At 73.7% G+C, this 15,889-nt stretch carries 15 protein-coding genes and 2 pseudogenes; 11 read left to right on the top strand and 6 right to left on the bottom strand.

The features are described 5' to 3' along the window. Positions 1-33: 33 nt before the first annotated feature. Complete coding sequence (locus tag ABZ484_RS15270; RefSeq protein WP_358866354.1) at positions 34-858, bottom strand: hypothetical protein; 825 nt, start codon at positions 856-858, stop codon at positions 34-36. A gap of 297 nt (positions 859-1,155) precedes the next feature. Between ABZ484_RS15270 and purN the strand changes: the two genes are divergently transcribed. Together purN and purH are read left to right on the top strand one after the other, a co-directional pair. Further along, positions 1,156-1,785, top strand: a complete 630-nt coding sequence (gene purN, locus ABZ484_RS15265; RefSeq protein WP_358866353.1) for a phosphoribosylglycinamide formyltransferase — start codon at positions 1,156-1,158, stop codon at positions 1,783-1,785. Continuing rightward, positions 1,782-3,344: a bifunctional phosphoribosylaminoimidazolecarboxamide formyltransferase/IMP cyclohydrolase gene (gene purH, locus ABZ484_RS15260; protein WP_358866352.1), complete on the top strand. Its 1,563-nt coding sequence runs from the start codon at positions 1,782-1,784 to the stop codon at positions 3,342-3,344. The genes purN and purH overlap by 4 nt, the downstream gene beginning before the upstream one ends. 113 nt (positions 3,345-3,457) lie before the next feature. Here purH and ABZ484_RS15255 read toward each other — a convergent pair whose 3' ends face one another. After that, positions 3,458-4,030, bottom strand: coding sequence for a hypothetical protein (locus tag ABZ484_RS15255; protein WP_358866351.1), 573 nt, complete (start codon positions 4,028-4,030; stop codon positions 3,458-3,460). A 288-nt stretch (positions 4,031-4,318) separates the two neighbouring features. On the opposite strand from ABZ484_RS15255, the gene ABZ484_RS15250 reads away from it, so the two are divergent. From ABZ484_RS15250 to ABZ484_RS15225, 6 genes are all read left to right on the top strand, one after another. Continuing rightward, complete coding sequence (locus tag ABZ484_RS15250; protein WP_358866350.1) at positions 4,319-5,173, top strand: bifunctional methylenetetrahydrofolate dehydrogenase/methenyltetrahydrofolate cyclohydrolase; 855 nt, start codon at positions 4,319-4,321, stop codon at positions 5,171-5,173. Positions 5,174-5,186: 13 nt separating this feature from the next. Continuing rightward, the gene (locus ABZ484_RS15245; protein ID WP_358866393.1) at positions 5,187-5,660 is read left to right on the top strand and encodes a DUF3017 domain-containing protein; all 474 of its coding nucleotides are present in this window, start codon (positions 5,187-5,189) and stop codon (positions 5,658-5,660) included. Between the two features lie 274 nt (positions 5,661-5,934). Beyond that, the gene (locus tag ABZ484_RS15240; RefSeq protein WP_358866349.1) at positions 5,935-6,483 is read left to right on the top strand and encodes a helix-turn-helix transcriptional regulator; all 549 of its coding nucleotides are present in this window, start codon (positions 5,935-5,937) and stop codon (positions 6,481-6,483) included. An 82-nt stretch (positions 6,484-6,565) separates the two neighbouring features. After that, positions 6,566-7,753 (top strand): DUF2690 domain-containing protein, encoded by a 1,188-nt coding sequence (locus tag ABZ484_RS15235; RefSeq protein ID WP_358866348.1) that lies wholly within the window; start codon positions 6,566-6,568, stop codon positions 7,751-7,753. Positions 7,754-8,265: 512 nt separating this feature from the next. Next, positions 8,266-9,255 carry a malate dehydrogenase gene (locus ABZ484_RS15230; RefSeq protein WP_055709261.1) on the top strand — a complete coding sequence of 330 codons (990 nt, stop codon included), beginning with the start codon at positions 8,266-8,268 and terminating at the stop codon, positions 9,253-9,255. A gap of 547 nt (positions 9,256-9,802) precedes the next feature. Further along, complete coding sequence (locus ABZ484_RS15225) at positions 9,803-10,492, top strand: hypothetical protein (protein WP_358866347.1); 690 nt, start codon at positions 9,803-9,805, stop codon at positions 10,490-10,492. Positions 10,493-10,549: 57 nt separating this feature from the next. Here the strand turns inward: ABZ484_RS15225 and ABZ484_RS15220 are convergent. From ABZ484_RS15220 to ABZ484_RS15210, 3 genes and pseudogenes are all read right to left on the bottom strand, one after another. Next, a pseudogene (locus ABZ484_RS15220) lies at positions 10,550-11,019 on the bottom strand (isocitrate lyase/phosphoenolpyruvate mutase family protein). After that, positions 11,016-11,462: a carboxymuconolactone decarboxylase family protein gene (locus ABZ484_RS15215; RefSeq protein ID WP_358866346.1), complete on the bottom strand. Its 447-nt coding sequence runs from the start codon at positions 11,460-11,462 to the stop codon at positions 11,016-11,018. Before ABZ484_RS15215 ends, ABZ484_RS15220 begins: the two are co-directional and overlap by 4 nt. After that, on the bottom strand, positions 11,459-11,908 hold the full coding sequence (locus ABZ484_RS15210; protein ID WP_358866392.1) for a carboxymuconolactone decarboxylase family protein: 450 nt from the start codon (positions 11,906-11,908) through the stop codon (positions 11,459-11,461). The genes ABZ484_RS15215 and ABZ484_RS15210 overlap by 4 nt, the downstream gene beginning before the upstream one ends. 130 nt (positions 11,909-12,038) lie before the next feature. On the opposite strand from ABZ484_RS15210, the gene ABZ484_RS15205 reads away from it, so the two are divergent. Continuing rightward, on the top strand, positions 12,039-13,427 hold the full coding sequence (locus tag ABZ484_RS15205) for a PLP-dependent aminotransferase family protein (protein WP_358866345.1): 1,389 nt from the start codon (positions 12,039-12,041) through the stop codon (positions 13,425-13,427). A gap of 509 nt (positions 13,428-13,936) precedes the next feature. Here the strand turns inward: ABZ484_RS15205 and ABZ484_RS15200 are convergent. Further along, positions 13,937-14,758, bottom strand: a pseudogene (locus ABZ484_RS15200) (hypothetical protein); the annotation flags it as partial. Between the two features lie 143 nt (positions 14,759-14,901). On the opposite strand from ABZ484_RS15200, the gene ABZ484_RS15195 reads away from it, so the two are divergent. Continuing rightward, complete coding sequence (locus ABZ484_RS15195; RefSeq protein WP_358866344.1) at positions 14,902-15,246, top strand: hypothetical protein; 345 nt, start codon at positions 14,902-14,904, stop codon at positions 15,244-15,246. A 7-nt stretch (positions 15,247-15,253) separates the two neighbouring features. After that, a partial coding sequence (locus tag ABZ484_RS15190) for a glutathionylspermidine synthase family protein (RefSeq protein WP_358866343.1) occupies positions 15,254-15,889 on the top strand: 636 nt, incomplete at its 3' end.

Raw genomic sequence — 15,889 nt, 5'->3', positions numbered from 1 at the left:
GAGCGCACCAGGCAGGCGCGGGAGCCGCAGTTCTCAGCCGTCCACCCCCAGCACCCCCCGCAGCTGCCGCGGCAGGTGCTGGTCGCAGGACTGCTTGGCCTGGTTGGTGAGGGCGTCGTTCATGCAGGTGTAGTAGTCGCGGTAGACGAACTGGGCGGCGAAGCCCGAGGCGACCAGGGCGAGGGCCAGGGATGCGGTGACCAGGCCGCTGACCGCCGCCGTCGTCTGGGGGCGGCTCTCGGCCACCGGGGCCGCGTTCGGATCGGGCCTGCGCGGCTTGGTGCGCAGCGAGCTGATGCCCCAGTACAGGGCCAGCGCGCCGAGCAGCAGGCCCACGTACCGCCAGCCGAAGAGGACGAAGAAGAAGGCCCACATGCCGCTCAGCAGCGCGTAGCGAGCGCGGCGCTGGGCGGGGTCGGTGGGGTCCCAGCGCATGCCGGGCCCGCGTCCGCCGCCCGGCCCCTCGGGGCCGCCGGGACGCTGGGGGCGCTCGCCGAAGCCGCCGTCGGGGGAGCGGCCGGGCTGGCGGTCGCTCCACTGGCTGCCCCAGGGGGTGTATCCGCCGCCCTCGCCGGGGCCGCCCCCCTCGCCGGAGCCCCCTCCCTGGCCGGAGGAGTTCCCGCCGGAGTCGGAGCCCGACGGGTGCCGGGGCTGCCACGGGCGGTCGGGTGTGCCCTCGGGCGGCGGTGCGAAGGGGTTGCCGTCCTGGGCCGGGCCGCGCCGGCCGTCGCCGTTGTCCCCGCCCGAGGGCGCGTCCGGCGGCGAGGCGGGGCGCTCCCGCAGCAGCACGGCGCCGCGCTTCCCTCCCTGCCTGGGCTGCGGGGGGAGCGTGAGGAGTCGCAGACTGCGGTCCGGCATCAAGTGAGCGTCTTCCCCTTGTGACTGTGTGACGTACGGGCGTACGCGTGAGTTCGGCTGGTCCGGCGTGCGAGCTGACATGGGCTCTGTCTTGGTGAACGCACCATGCCGCCATCGCGTTCCCGAACCCCGTCCCCCCAGACGCTACCTTCCGGCCACGCCCCCGTCCCATGGGGGCCGCCCGGAGTGCCGGTATCGTTGCTGACGGTCGGCCGGTTCGTAGGCTTCCCCGTATCCGGGGGCCCGAAGCATTCGTACGACCGTACAAAACAGCTCCCCCGAGAAAGGGCCCCCACCGTGGCCGCCAAGCCCGTGGCCAAGCGCCTCGTCGTGCTGGTCTCCGGATCCGGCACCAATCTGCAGGCGCTCCTCGACGCGATCGACGAGACCGGAGCCGAGGCCTACGGCGCCGAGGTCGTCGCCGTGGGCGCCGACCGCGACGGCATCGAGGGGCTCGCGCGCGCCGAGCGCGCCGGGGTGCCGACCTTCGTGCGGAGGGTCAAGGACTACGGCACGCGCGAGGAGTGGGACGCGGCGCTCGCCGAGGCCGTCGCCGCCCACGAGCCCGACCTCGTCGTCTCCGCCGGGTTCATGAAGATCGTGGGGAAGGAGTTCCTCGCGCGGTTCGGCGGGCGGTTCGTCAACACGCATCCCGCCCTGCTGCCCAGTTTCCCCGGGGCCCACGGCGTGCGGGACGCGCTGGCGTACGGCGCCAAGGTCACCGGTTGCACCGTCCACTTCGTCGACGACGGCGTCGACACCGGTCCGATCATCGCCCAGGGCGTGGTCGAGGTCCGGGACGAGGACGACGAGAGCGCGCTGCACGAGCGCATCAAGGAAGTCGAGCGAAGGCTGCTCGTCGAGGTCGTGGGGCGGATCGCCCGCAACGGCTATCGCATCGAGGGACGAAAGGTAGTTATCCAGTGACCGCCGAGAGCAACAAGCGGCCCATCCGGCGCGCGCTCGTCAGCGTCTACGACAAGACCGGTCTGGAGGAGCTCGCGCGCGGGCTGCACGAGGCCGGCGTCGAACTCGTCTCCACCGGCTCCACCGCCGCGAAGATCGCCGCGGCCGGCGTGCCCGTCACCAAGGTCGAGGAGCTGACCGGCTTCCCCGAGTGCCTGGACGGCCGGGTCAAGACCCTGCACCCCAAGGTGCACGCCGGCATCCTCGCCGACCTGCGTCTGGAGGACCACCGGCGGCAGCTGGCCGAGCTGGGCGTCGAGCCGTTCGACCTGGTCGTCGTGAACCTCTACCCGTTCCGTGAGACGGTCGCCTCCGGCGCCTCGCCCGACGAGTGCGTGGAGCAGATCGACATCGGCGGCCCGTCGATGGTCCGCGCCGCCGCCAAGAACCACCCGTCGGTGGCGGTCGTCACCAGCCCCGCGCGGTACGCCGACGTCCTCGCCGCCGTCCAGTCCGGCGGCTTCGACCTGGCCGCCCGCAAGCGGCTGGCCGCCGAGGCCTTCCAGCACACGGCCGCCTACGACGTGGCGGTGGCCTCCTGGTTCGCGTCCTCCTACGCCCCGGTCGACGAGTCGCGGTTCCCCGACTTCCTCGGCGCGACCTACGAGCGCCGGAACACCCTGCGCTACGGCGAGAACCCGCACCAGCCGGCCGCCCTGTACGTCGACGGCAGCGGCGGGCTCGCGGACGCCGAGCAGCTGCACGGCAAGGAGATGTCGTACAACAACTACACGGACACGGACGCCGCCCACCGTGCCGCGTACGACCACGACGAGCCCTGCGTCGCGATCATCAAGCACGCCAACCCGTGCGGCATCGCGATCGGCGCGGACGTCGCCGAGGCGCACCGCAAGGCGCACGCCTGCGACCCGGTCTCCGCCTACGGCGGTGTCATCGCCGTGAACCGGCCGGTCAGCAAGGAGATGGCCGAGCAGGTCGCCGACATCTTCACCGAGGTCATCGTCGCGCCCGACTACGAGGACGGCGCGCTGGAGGTCCTCACCCGGAAGAAGAACATCCGCATCCTGCGGACGCCGAGCGGCCCGTGCAACCGGGTGGAGGCCAAGCAGATCGACGGCGGTGTCCTCCTCCAGGCCACCGACCGTCTCCAGGCCGACGGCGACGACCCCGCCAACTGGACGCTGGCGAGCGGCGAGGCGCTGCCGGCCGAGGAGCTGGCCGAGCTGGCGTTCGCCTGGAAGGCCTGCCGCGCGGTGAAGTCCAACGCGATCCTGCTCGCCAAGGACGGCGCGTCGGTCGGTGTCGGCATGGGCCAGGTGAACCGTGTCGACTCCTGCAAGCTGGCCGTCGAGCGGGCGGGCGAGGAGCGGGCGCGCGGTTCCTACGCCGCCTCCGACGCGTTCTTCCCGTTCCCCGACGGCCCGGAGATCCTCATCGCCGCGGGCGTGAAGGCCATCGTCCAGCCGGGCGGCTCGATCCGCGACGAGCAGGTCGTGGAGGCCGCGAAGAAGGCGGGCGTGACGATGTACTTCACGGGCACGCGCCACTTCTTCCACTGACGGTTCGGGCGGTTCCGTCGGTTCCGTCGGTTCCGCCCGCCCGGTGAGCGTATGGCTGTGGCCTCCGGCCCTCTCTCAGAGGGGCCGGAGGCCACAGCCGTACCGGACGCGAATCAGTAGCGCGGCCGGTTGAACCAGGCCTTGCCCTTGGAACCGCCGACGAAGCAGGCGATCAGGATGGCGAGCACCAGGTGCACGATGCCCGCGATGGTGAACGGGTACAGGGCGATGACCGCGGTGATGATGCCGAACACCAGGAGGGTGATCCGGACGCCGTTGCCGCCCGACTTGAACTTCGTGGCCAGGACGGCCGCGAGCACGCCCCAGATCACCGCGAACACCACGAGCGCCCACAGCTTGCCGGTCGAGTAGTCGGCGATCTGCTGGAAGGCGGAGTTGTCCCGGAGGCTGTCGTCGTTCTTCGCCGCGTTGATCGTGGCCGCGCTGATGGCGAACAGGGCCGCGCCGAGCACCTGGAGGCCGACGATCACCCACATCATCACCCGTGCGGCGCTGACGTTGCCCGGCATCTGCATGGGGCCGGCGGGGTAGCCGGCGCCGTACGGCTGCTGCACGGGCGGGGCCTGCGGGTAGCCATAGCCGGGCGCCTGGCCCGGCTGCTGCGGGGCGCCGTAACCCGGCTGCTGCGGGGCGCCATAGGGGTTGTTCGGGTCGCCGTAGCTCATGGCGATGCTTCCTCCGTGGATCACGTGCGGGGACGACGCGCGGCACCGCACGGAGGAGAGTTCTACAGAAAGCGGTCCGTCCCCCCGATGAGCTGCCCGCGGCACTGTGGCTCCTCATCGTTCTTGACCAGTTGCTTACTTGTCCAGCCGGATTTCGCAGGTGTTGTGCAAGTGCAACCTCGCGATCACGGAGGCGGACGGGCGGAGGAGCAGCGACGGCCACCCGGCCGGTCATGACATGCGCACCCGGATTGGAACCGTGGGGCGGTCATCCGCGAGGATGGTGGCATGACCGCCCAGATTCTCGATGGCAAGGCCACCGCAGCCGCGATCAAGTCCGATCTGACCGCCCGCGTGGCGGCGCTGAAGGAGAAGGGCGTCACGCCCGGCCTCGGCACCATCCTGGTGGGTGACGACCCCGGCAGCCGCAAGTACGTCGCCGGCAAGCACCGCGACTGCGCCGAGGTCGGCATCGCCTCCATCCAGCGCGAGCTGCCGGCCACCGCGACCCAGGAGGAGATCGAGGCGGTCGTCCGGGAGCTCAACGAGGACCCGGCGTGCACCGGCTACATCGTCCAACTTCCCCTGCCCAAGGGCATCGACGAGAACCGCATCCTGGAACTGATGGACCCGGACAAGGACGCCGACGGCCTGCACCCGATGAACCTCGGCCGCCTGGTCCTCAACGAGCCGGCCCCGCTGCCCTGCACCCCCAACGGAGTGCTGACGCTGCTGCGCCGCTACGGCGTGGAGATCAAGGGCGCCGAGGTCGTGGTCGTCGGCCGCGGGGTGACCATCGGCCGTCCGATGCCGCTGCTGCTCACCCGGCGCAGCGAGAACGCCACGGTCACCCAGTGCCACACCGGCACCCGCGACCTGTCCGCCCATCTCAAGCGGGCCGACATCATCGTCGCGGCGGCCGGCGCGGCCCACCTGATCCGGGCCGAGGACGTGAAGCCGGGCGCGGCCGTCCTCGACGTCGGCGTCTCCCGCAACGCCGAGGGCAAGATCGTCGGTGACGTCCACCCGGACGTCGCCGAGGTGGCCGGCTGGCTCTCCCCGAACCCCGGCGGCGTCGGTCCGATGACGCGCGCCGAACTGCTGGTCAACGTGGTCGAGGCGGCGGAGCGCAGTGTCGGCTGAGGCGGGCGGCGCCCTGTGGAAGTCCCCCCGCGAGGAGCCGGAGCCGGAGGTACGGGACTCGGTCAGCGCCCCGGACGCCCAGGGGCGGCCGCGGCGGGTCACGCGGCGGTTTCCGCTGTTCACGAAGGACACGGCGCGGCCCGAGGGCGGCGGTCGTGCCGCATCGGGTGACGCCCCCGCCCCCGCGCGGCAGTGGCCGCTGCTCGCCGTGCTGGTCACGGTCGGGCTCGGCCTGCTGGTGACGGCGCTCGACGCGTTCCGGGTGGGGCTGCTGCTGATCGGTGCCGGGCTGCTGGGCGGCGCCGTGCTGCGCTGGTTCCTGCCCCGCGTCGGCATGCTCGCCGTCCGCTCCCGTTTCACGGACATCGTCACCTATGGGATCCTGGGCTGCGCGATCGTGCTGCTGGCGCTGGCGGCCCAGCCGGATCCCTGGCTGGAGATCCCGTTCCTGGACGACGCGCTGCACTTCACGGTCCGCAACAGCTGACGGACGGCTGACGGCGTCCCTACATCCGTGCGGCTACGGTGACGGCGGCCCATCCTCTCCCCCGAGTAAGGACGGACCGCCGTCGGGAACAACACTCCTGCACGGTGAACGGCCTGTTCAACGGCTGTCCGTGCGCTGTGGCACGGAAGTGACCATTCCGCTACGGTGTCCGCGCTCTGCCACAGGGGTGCCCGCGTCCGGCGTGGGAACCGATCCACCCGCCGTCCTCGTCACTCTCCGCGAGGGGCGACGCGAGGATGCCGGGAGGTGTGGGATGGGCGCCTGGCAGCGGCTGCCGGACGATCTGCCGCCGGAAGTACGGCACTTCGTGGAGCAGTTGCGGCTCCTCAAGGACGGGACCGGCCTCAGCCTGGCCGCGCTGGGCGCGCGCACCGCGTACAGCAAGTCCTCCTGGCAGCGCTACCTCAACGCCGGCCAGCCGCCGCCGTGGCAGGCGGTCGCGGCCCTGTGCCGGGTCGCGGGCCTGACCGGCGCGGACGCCGAACGGCACACCGTGCGCTGGGAGATGGCCGTCGAGGTCTGGCCCAGACCGGCCGCGGTGCCGGAGGCGGACGCGGCGGCGGAGGCGGGCGCGGCGGCGGAGACGGGCATGGTGGAGGGGGCCGCTCGGGTCCGGGTGACCCGGGCCCACGCGGCGTACGAGGCGCACGAGGCCTACGAGGAGGTCCCCACCGTGCCCTGGTGGGACCGGCCGGAGGAACGGTCGCGTCCCGGGCCGGGCGGACGCCTCCTGCTGTATGCCGTCGTGCTGCTCGTCGCCCTGGTGCTCATCGGTGTCGTGGGCACTCTTGCCCTGGGGTGACAAACTAGGGATCTGGGGAGAAGTCGCCCAACGGCCGGACCGGTGCGGGCAATCCGTGCAAGGGGGAAGAGGGGGAGTCGCGATGGCTCGTTGGAAGGCGCTGCCCGATGAACTCGACCCGCAGGTCAAGGAGTTCGCCGGGCAGCTGCGGCGGCTGGTCGACCGCAGTGGTCTGAGCGTCGCCGCGCTCGCCGACCGCACCGGATACAGCAGGACGTCGTGGGAGCGCTACCTGGGCGGCCGGCTTCTGGCGCCCAAGGGGGCGGTGATCGCCCTCGCCGAGGTCACCGGCAGCAACCCGGTCCATCTCACGACGATGTGGGAGCTCGCCGAGCGGGCCTGGAGCCGCGCGGAGTTGCGCCACGACAGGACCATGGAGGCCATCCGGATCGCCCAGGCCCGGGCGGCGCTGGGCGGGTCCGGTGCGACGGGGCCCGGAGCGGTGTCCGGCGGGGACGCGCGCGCCGGCGGAGCCCAGGGCGCCCCGGGTACTCAGGGTGCTCAGGGCGCTCAGGGCGTCCGTGCGGGCGGCGGTGCCACGGTGGCACCCGGGCTGCCCACGCCCGGGGTGGCGGGCCCGGCGGGCGTGTCCCCGACGGTGGTGCCGCCGCAGCCGACGGCCTCCGACGCGGACGCGCGGGATGCGCGGGATGCGCCGGACGCGGCCTCCGTCTCCGCTGCCGCCTCCGGTTCCGCGCCCGCACCGGGATCCGGCCCCCGCCCACCGGGACCCGGTCCCCGCCCACCGGGGGCCGGTGCGCCGAGTCGGTCCGGGGCGCGAGGGCGGCGGCTGACGATGTTCCTCGCGGGCGTGGTCGCGGCGCTGGTGGTGATCGGCACCGTCTTCCACTTCACCGGCGGCGACGACGGGCGTCGGGCCCGGGACGCGAGGACATCACCGTCGCCGTCCGTGAGCACCGGCGCCGTCCTGCCGCCCGGAGTGAAGTGTGAGGGGGCCGGCTGCACCGGCAAGGACGCCGAGGCCATGGGGTGCAGCGGGGAGCTGGTGACCACGGCCCGCAGCGTCACCGTGGGGACGACCGTCGTCGAGGTGCGCTACAGCAAGACCTGTGGCGCCGCCTGGGGCCGTATCACCCAGGCCGCGCAGGGCGACCAGGTACGGGTGACGGTCGGCTCGCGCAAGGAGACCGACACGGTCACCGAGCCCGGCGACACGATCGCGTACACACCGATGGTGGCCGTGAAGGACGCCGCCCTGGCGACGGCGTGCGTGACGCTGGCGTCGGGGCGGACGGGCTGCACGACGTGAACCGTGCGGAGGCAGGCCCCTCTCCGCACGGAAATCGCCCGTCCGACCGGAGGACCGTGAGGCCGGGGGACCGTGAGACCGGGGGGGCCAGAGGCCGGTGAGGCCGGGAGGCCAGAGGCCCGTGCGGCCGGCGGCCCGTAAGACAGGAAGAAAGGCGGCCGCCCGTCCGGGAGAGGAGAGACTGAGGCGGCCGCCGTGGGGGGTGCCGGAAAAACCGGACTCCCGTGGGGGTGAGGTTCGCGTGCCCCGAACGGCGTATCCCATGCGCGCAGCGCGTCACTTCTTCGCGGCATCTTCACCGTGCCGTCTGTGGGACGGGCCACAGGGGGGCGGCAGTCCGGGATGCCGGATGCGCGATAGCCTGACCGTGGATCTCTCTTGACGCCAAGAGATCGATCATCCGTACCCGTGATCGATCATCGTGGCGGGCGTACGGCCACCAACCGGACGCGGGGGATCCCGCACCCCGGGGCAGGGACGCCCCGACCGCCAGCTGTCATACGGAGAACGCCATGACCCGCACTCCCGTGAACGTCACCGTCACCGGCGCGGCCGGCCAGATCGGTTACGCCCTGCTCTTCCGCATCGCCTCCGGCCAGCTGCTCGGCGCGGACGTGCCGGTCAAGCTGCGCCTCCTGGAGATCACCCCGGCCCTGAAGGCCGCCGAGGGCACGGCCATGGAGCTGGACGACTGCGCGTTCCCGCTCCTTCAGGGCATCGACATCACGGACGACCCGAACGTCGCGTTCGACGGCGCCAATGTCGCCCTCCTCGTCGGCGCCCGCCCCCGCACCAAGGGCATGGAGCGCGGTGACCTCCTCGAGGCCAACGGCGGCATCTTCAAGCCGCAGGGCAAGGCCATCAACGACCACGCCGCGGACGACATCAAGGTCCTCGTCGTCGGCAACCCGGCGAACACCAACGCGCTGATCGCCCAGGCCGCCGCGCCGGACGTACCGGCCGAGCGCTTCACCGCCATGACCCGCCTGGACCACAACCGCGCGCTGACCCAGCTCGCCAAGAAGACGGGCTCGACGGTCGCCGACATCAAGCGCCTGACCATCTGGGGCAACCACTCCGCCACCCAGTACCCGGACATCTTCCACGCCACGGTCGCCGGCAAGAACGCCGCCGAGGTCGTGAACGACGAGAAGTGGCTGGCCGAGGACTTCATCCCGACCGTCGCCAAGCGCGGTGCCGCGATCATCGAGGCCCGCGGCGCCTCGTCGGCGGCCTCCGCCGCCAACGCCGCCATCGACCACGTGTACACCTGGGTCAACGGCACCGCCGAGGGCGACTGGACCTCCATGGGCATCCCGTCGGACGGCTCCTACGGCGTCCCGGAGGGCCTGATCTCCTCCTTCCCGGTCACCACCAAGGACGGCAAGTACGAGATCGTCCAGGGCCTGGACATCAACGAGTTCTCCCGCGCCCGCATCGACGCCTCCGTCAAGGAGCTCGAGGAGGAGCGCGAGGCGGTCCGCGGCCTCGGCCTCATCTGAGCCGGTCCGAGCCGATCCGAGGCGAGCGGCCCTCTCCGTAGGCCTCGCTTCGTCACGACCCCGCACGGGCCCCGTTCCGGTTTCATCCGGAACGGGGCCCGTGGCCGTTTTCACCGCTACCGTCGAATGGCGCGAATGACACGGAAATCGGTACGGCAGTACGGCAGTACGGCGGTTGGGCGGTACCCGGCGGGGTGGCTTCGGGGGGTTCGTGATGAGCGGTTGGGACGGCCACAGCTCCGGCTCGGGACCGGAGCACGAGCCGAGCGAGGACAGAGGCCAGGCAGCCTGGGGAGGATCGGAGGAACGGTCTCCGGAGCCGCCCTGGGCGTCCGCCGAGACCCGGACGGGTACCCCGCTGCCGCCGCCTTGGGGAACCCCTCCGCCCACACCGCCCACGCCGTTTCCGCCGTACGTGCCGCCCGCGGTGGCGGGGACGGCGCCCCCACCGCCCCCGCCGCCCCCGGCCTACGCGCCGCCCGCCACGCTCGCGTCGGCACGGCGCCCCGCCGGCGGGGCGCACCGAGGTGGCCGCGTCCTTTCGGCGGTGGCCGCGGCGGCGGTGCTGGGGGCGGGAGCCGGTGCGGGGGTCTGGTACATCCTGCTGCGGGACGGCTCCTCCGGCCCGTCGGCCGGCCCGGCGACCGGCGTCACCGTCACCGCCTCGTCCCCGGCCTCCTCTGCGCTCCCCTCTTCGCGGGACTCGGCGGACTCGGGCGACGGCACTCCGGCGACCGGCCCCGGCCAGGACGCCTCGGCCTCGTCCCCGGCCGCCCCCGCACCCGCCTCCGGCTATCGCCGCGCCCAGGACCCCGTCGGCTACACGCTCGACGTACCCGAGGGCTGGACCCGCAGGCAGAAGCAGGGCGATAAGGCACCGGTGGTCTCCTACGACTCCCCGTCCGACGGCCGCCGGCTCCAGATCTTCGCGGTCACGGAGGACTCCCCGGCCGCCTCCCTGGACCTGGCCGAGAACGACCCCGGCTACGGCTTCGCCCGGCAACCCGGCTACGAGGTCCTGGACCGCGACTCGGGCCCCACCTGGGCCGAGCTGACCTACCGCTACGACGACGCGGACAAGGGCCCCCGTCAGGTCGTCGACCACCGCTTCCAGGCCGCCGACGGCACCCTCTACGCCCTCCGCGTCAGCGGCCCCGCCGCCCTCCCCGCCGCCCGCGTCCGCGCCCCGCTCACCGCCGCACTGAACTCCTTCTGCCCACCGGGCGGTTCGTGCTGACAGCTCGTGCGGGCATGCGGCCTCCGGTAAGCACGGTGACCGGCGGCCCCGCTGTTCTCAACCGCTGCGGCGGAGGCCGGCGGCGATGTCGCCGAGCGCCTGTGCGGCACGCCGTTGGAGTCCCGGCCCGAACGTGATCCTGGTGGCTCCGCGCCCGCCGCCGTGTACAACGCGGTACGCTCGACGGCTCGTTCGGGGTCCCCGTCGCCGTGGGCGAAGACGTCGACGCGGGCGTTGAGGAAGAGCCGGCCGCCGGCGGCCGAGCGGACCTCGGCGAGGAAGCCGGCGTGCTCCTGCGGGTCCTTCAGGGTGCCCCCGCTCGAGTCCGCGAACATCTCGTCGGCCGGGGTCTTCCCGTCCTCGCACCCGAGGGAGGCGGCGACCCCGTGGCTGGGTGTCGCGAGCGCCGGGAACCCGGCCTCGGCGAACACGCGGGCACTGGCCGCGTCCCACGACCCGGGCAGGACCAGGGGGTCGCCCGGGGCGCGCCCCCGGTGCAGCGCGCGGAAGGCCTCGGCGCCGCTCACCACTTGGCGCTCCCGGCGGGGATCCGGCGGCTGACCATCAGACGGTTCCAGGTGTTGATGACGCTGATCAGCGCGATCAGATGGGCCAGCCGGGGCTCGTCGAAGTGCTTGGCGGCCTGCTCGTGGACCGCGTCCGGCACGAAGCCGTCGGTGAGCACGGTGACCGCCTCGGTCAGGGCCAGTGCCGCCCGTTCCCGTTCGTCGAAGACGTCTCCGGCCTCCTCCCAGGCGTCCAGGAGATCGAGCTGCCGCTCGCTCACGCCGTGCCGGCGGGCGAGGGCCAGATGCATGTCGAGGCAGAACGCGCAGTGGTTGAGCTGCGAGGCGCGCACCTGCACCAGCTCGGCCAGGGCGGGCTCGCCCAGGCCCCGCTTGGCGGCGGCGCCAACCGACCGCAGGGCGTCGCGCACCGCGTCGTCCAGGTGCGTGGTCCGGGCCGTCACTTGTACTGCCCCGGCGTGTAGTGGCCGGGGACGGCGCGGGTGGTCACGCCGAACCGGTTCCAGGCGTTGATCACCGCGATCGCGGCGATCAGCTGGGCGAGTTCCTCCTCGTCGAAGTGCTCGGCGGCCTGGTCGTACACCTCGTCCGGCACGAAGCCGTCGGTGAGGACCGTGACCGCGTCGGTCAGCTCCAGGGCCGCGAGCTCCCGCTCGGTGTAGAAGTGCCGGGACTCCTCCCAGGCGCCGAGCTGGATGATCCGCTCCACGCTCTCACCGGCCGCGAGGGCGTCCTTGCTGTGCATGTCCAGGCAGAGCGCGCAGTGGTTGATCTGCGAGGCGCGGATCTTGACCAGCTCGCGCAGCCGCGGCTCCAGACCCTGCCCGGCGGCCGCGTCCAGCCGGATCATCGCCTTGTAGACCTCGGGGGCGTGCTGGGCCCAGCGCATCCGGGGGCTCTGCTCGGGCGCGTACTCGGCGCTCGTCTCGCTCGTCTCGCTCGTCGTCTCGGGGGTGTTCCGCGTCGTGGTCACGCTTCCAGCCTAGGCACGAAGCAGCCCAGGAGTATGGTCCATTCCCATGGCGAGAACATGGGCCACTCTGGGCGTCGACCTGCATCTGGAACCGGCCGGACCGCGCGTGCGCCGAGGGCTGACCGACGCCCTGCGCGAGGCGGTCCGCTCCGGCCGCCTGGCCCCCGGCACCCGGCTGCCCTCCTCCCGTTCCCTCGCCGCCGACCTGGGCATCGCGCGGAACACGGTCGCCGACGCCTACGCCGACCTGGTCGCCGAGGGCTGGCTCACCGCCCGCCAGGGCTCCGGCACCCGGGTCGCCGACCGGGCGGTGGCCGCCCCGCGCGCGGAGGCGGCCCAGCCGCACCGCGCACCCGGCCGCCCCGCCCTCGACCTGCGCCCCGGCACCCCCGACCTCGCCTCCTTCCCGCGGGGGGAGTGGCTCAAGGCAGCCCGCCGCGCCCTGACCGCGGCCCCGAACCACGCCCTCGGCTACGGCGACCCGCGCGGCCGGCCCGAACTGCGCACCGCCCTCGCCGGCTACCTCGCCCGGGTGCGCGGCGTGCGCACCGACCCGGAGCACATCGTGGTGTGCTCGGGCTTCTCGCACGGTCTGAGGATCCTCGGCGAGGTGCTGCGGGCGCGCGGCACGGCCACGGTCGCCGTCGAGTCGTACGGCCTCGACGTGCACTGGGACCTCCTGAAACGGGCCGGACTGCGCACCCGCCCCCTGCCTCTCGACGAACACGGCACCCTCACCGACGAGTTGCCGGACGTCGGCGCGGTCCTCCTCACCCCCTCCCATCAGTTCCCGACGGGCGTACCCCTGCATCCGGACCGGCGCGCGGCCGTCACGGACTGGGCGCGGCGTACCGGCGGCCTGATCCTGGAGGACGACTACGACGGCGAGTTCCGCTACGACCGCCAGCCGGTCGGCGCGCTCCAGGGCCTGGACCCCGACCGCGTGCTCTACCTGGGCACGGCGAGCAAGTCCCTGGCCCCCGGTCTGCGCCTGGCCTGGATGGCGCTGCCGCCGTCCCTGGCCGAGGAGGCCGCGGCGGCGAAGGGGCACTCCGACACCTGCGGGGTGCTCGACCAGCTGACCCTGGCGGAGTTCATCACCTCCGGCGCCTACGACCGCCACGTACGCTCCGCCCGGCTGCGCTACCGGCGTCGCCGCGACGCACTGGTCGAGGCGCTCGCCGCCCGCGCCCCCGACGTCCACCCCACCGGTATCGCCGCCGGACTGCACGCCGTGCTGCTGCTGCCGCCCGGCGCCGAACCGGCCGTGGTCCAGGCGGCGGCCTGGCAGGGGCTCGCCCTCCACGGCCTGTCCCGCTACCGGCACGACCAGGCCGCCGGCACCTCCGTGGACGCCCTGGTCGTCGGCTACGGCACCCCACCGGACCACGCCTGGGCGGCCACCCTGGACGCGCTGTGCCGGGTCCTGCCCTGACAGACGCACACCGCCCGGCCCCGCGCCGCCTGGTCCCGCGCTGCCCGGCCGCGCGCTGCCCGGCCGCGCGCTGCCCGGCCGCGCGCTGCCCGGTCCCGCGCTGCCCGGTCCCGCACCGCCCAGCCCCGGCCGCCGCGCGCGCCGTGCCGCTCAGGCCTGCTCGACAGGTTCCGCCCCGTCCGCCGCTGATCCCGGCGCCGCCGTCCGGGTCTGCCGCCGTCCCCTCCGGGGCCGTCCCGTCCGCCGACGGCCCACCCGCTGTGGATCCCGGCGCCGCCGTCCGGTCACACCGCCGGTCCGGCCGGGGCCGCCCTGTCCGCCGCTCCCTCCGCCGCCGTCCCGGCCGGTGCCGCTCCCTCTGCCGCCGTCTCGTCCGCTGCCGTTCCGGCCGGTGCCATTCCGTCCGCCGCCGTCTCGTCCGCCGCCGTCCCGGCCGGTGCCGCTCCCTCTGCCGCCGTCTCGGCCGGTGCCGTCCCGTCCGCCACCGTTCCCTCCGTCGTGGGCGCCGCCGGTGCCTCTCCGAACCGGGCCAGCGCCAGCGCTCCGGCCACCGCCACCGCGAAGCCCAGCACGGCCAGCCAGCTCAGGCCCTCGCGCGTACGGTCGCCCAGCCACACCACGCCGATCGCGGCGGGGCCGATCGTCTCGCCGAGCACCATGCCGGCGGTGGCCGTCGTCACCGAGCCGCGCTGGAGCGCCGAGGTGAGCAGCAGGAACGCGGCGCCGCCGCCCAGCACGAGGGCGTACGACGCGGGGTTGGTGAACAGCGCCGCGGGACTCAGCGAGTCGATCAGCCGCACCGTCACCTCGACCACGCCGAAGCCCAGGCCCGCACCCAGGCCGAGCAGCAGGGCCCGGCCGCGCTCGGGGAGACGGCCGGCCACCCCGCCCAGGGCCAGTACGGCCAGCGCCGCGACGAGCATCGCCCACTTCAGCGCCGTGGAACCGTCCCGGCCGCCCTCCGTCCCCGAGGCCAGGCCCAGCATCGCCAGGCCGGCGCAGACCACGCCGACCGCCGCCCACTCCGTCCCGCTCAGCCGCACCCTCAGCAGCCGGGCCGCCGCCACCGCCGTCACCGCGAGACTGGAGGCGAGGGCCGCGCCGACCGCGTAGATCGGCAGCGACCGCAGGGCCGCGACCTGGAGCAGGAAGCCCAGGCCGTCCAGGCCCAGACCCGCGACATACCGCCACTGCCGCAGCGCCCGCAGCAGCAGCGCCGCGTCCGCCGCGCCGCCCCGCGCGCCGCCCGGCTCCGCGGCCGCCCGGGCGGCGACCGCCTGGAGCACCGTCGCCGTACCGAAACACACCGCCGCGCCGAGCGCGCACACCATTCCCAAGAGCACGAGCCGACTGTAGGCGAGCGGCGCCGGTCCAGGGGCCCTTGGGCGGGCGCTCACACCTGTCTCTAGGCTGTCCGTCGGAAACCGGCCGGTCACACCCGGCCGGCAGCCGACGACAAGGGGGAGAGACGGACATGGCGGACACTCGGCGGCAACTGAGGTCGGGCGCGGTGGTGCTGGGCGGGATGGGGCTGCTCGCCTCGGCGCTCACCGCCTGCTCCTCCGACCCGGACAAGCGCTGCGTCGACCGCGACAGCTACACCTTCTCCAAGGGCTACAAGGTCGTCTCCGACAAGAACTGCAAGTCCGCGAAGACCTCCGTCGACGGCGCCTGGTACTACGGCGGCAAGAAGAAGAGCGGCTGGGCCGACGGCGGCTCCTTCACCAAGCCCCGCAAGGGCTCCGGCGGGTCCGGCGGCAGCCACGGCGGCGTCGACCGCGGTGGCTTCGGCAGCGGCCACGGCACGTCCGGCGGCTGAGCCGGGCATGGAACGCCGCACCGTCGAGCCCCGCCCCGGCTGGCAGCGGACCGTCGAGGCACAGGGCCTGATCTACCCGCTCACCCGCTACCCCGACGACTCCCTGCGCCCCTACTGGGACGAGAGCGCGTACTACGTCTTCTCGCTGCCCGAGGTGGAGGCGCTGGAGGAGGTCGTCGAGGAACTGCACCGCATGTGCCTGGCCGCCGCCGACCACATCGTCACCGCGGGCCGCTTCGAGGACCTCGGCATCACCGACCCCCGGGTCGCCCGGGCCGTCGCCGAGTCCTGGCACCGGCGTGCCGAACTCCCCTCCGTCTACGCCCGCTTCGACCTCCGCTACGACGGCACCGGCCCGGCCAAGCTCCTGGAGTACAACGCGGACACCCCCACCTCCCTGGTCGAGGCCGCCTCGCCCCAGTGGTTCTGGATGGAGGAACGGTTCCCCGGCGCCGACCAGTGGAACTCCCTGCACGAACGCCTCGTCGCCGCCTGGAGGAAGCAGGCCCGCCTGCTCCCGCCGGGCAGCCCGCTGCACTTCGCGCACTCCGCCGCCGACGAACTCGGCGAGGACCTGATGACGGTCGCCTATCTGAAGGAGACCGCCGAACAGGCCGGCCTCGACACCGACTGGACATCCATG

Source organism: Streptomyces sp. NPDC006393, assembly GCF_040628575.1.
In the GTDB taxonomy this organism is placed as follows: Bacteria; Actinomycetota; Actinomycetes; order Streptomycetales; family Streptomycetaceae; genus Streptomyces.
The sequence above is the reverse complement of the archived record's forward strand: the minus strand, read 5'-3'. Positions and strand labels throughout refer to the sequence as shown.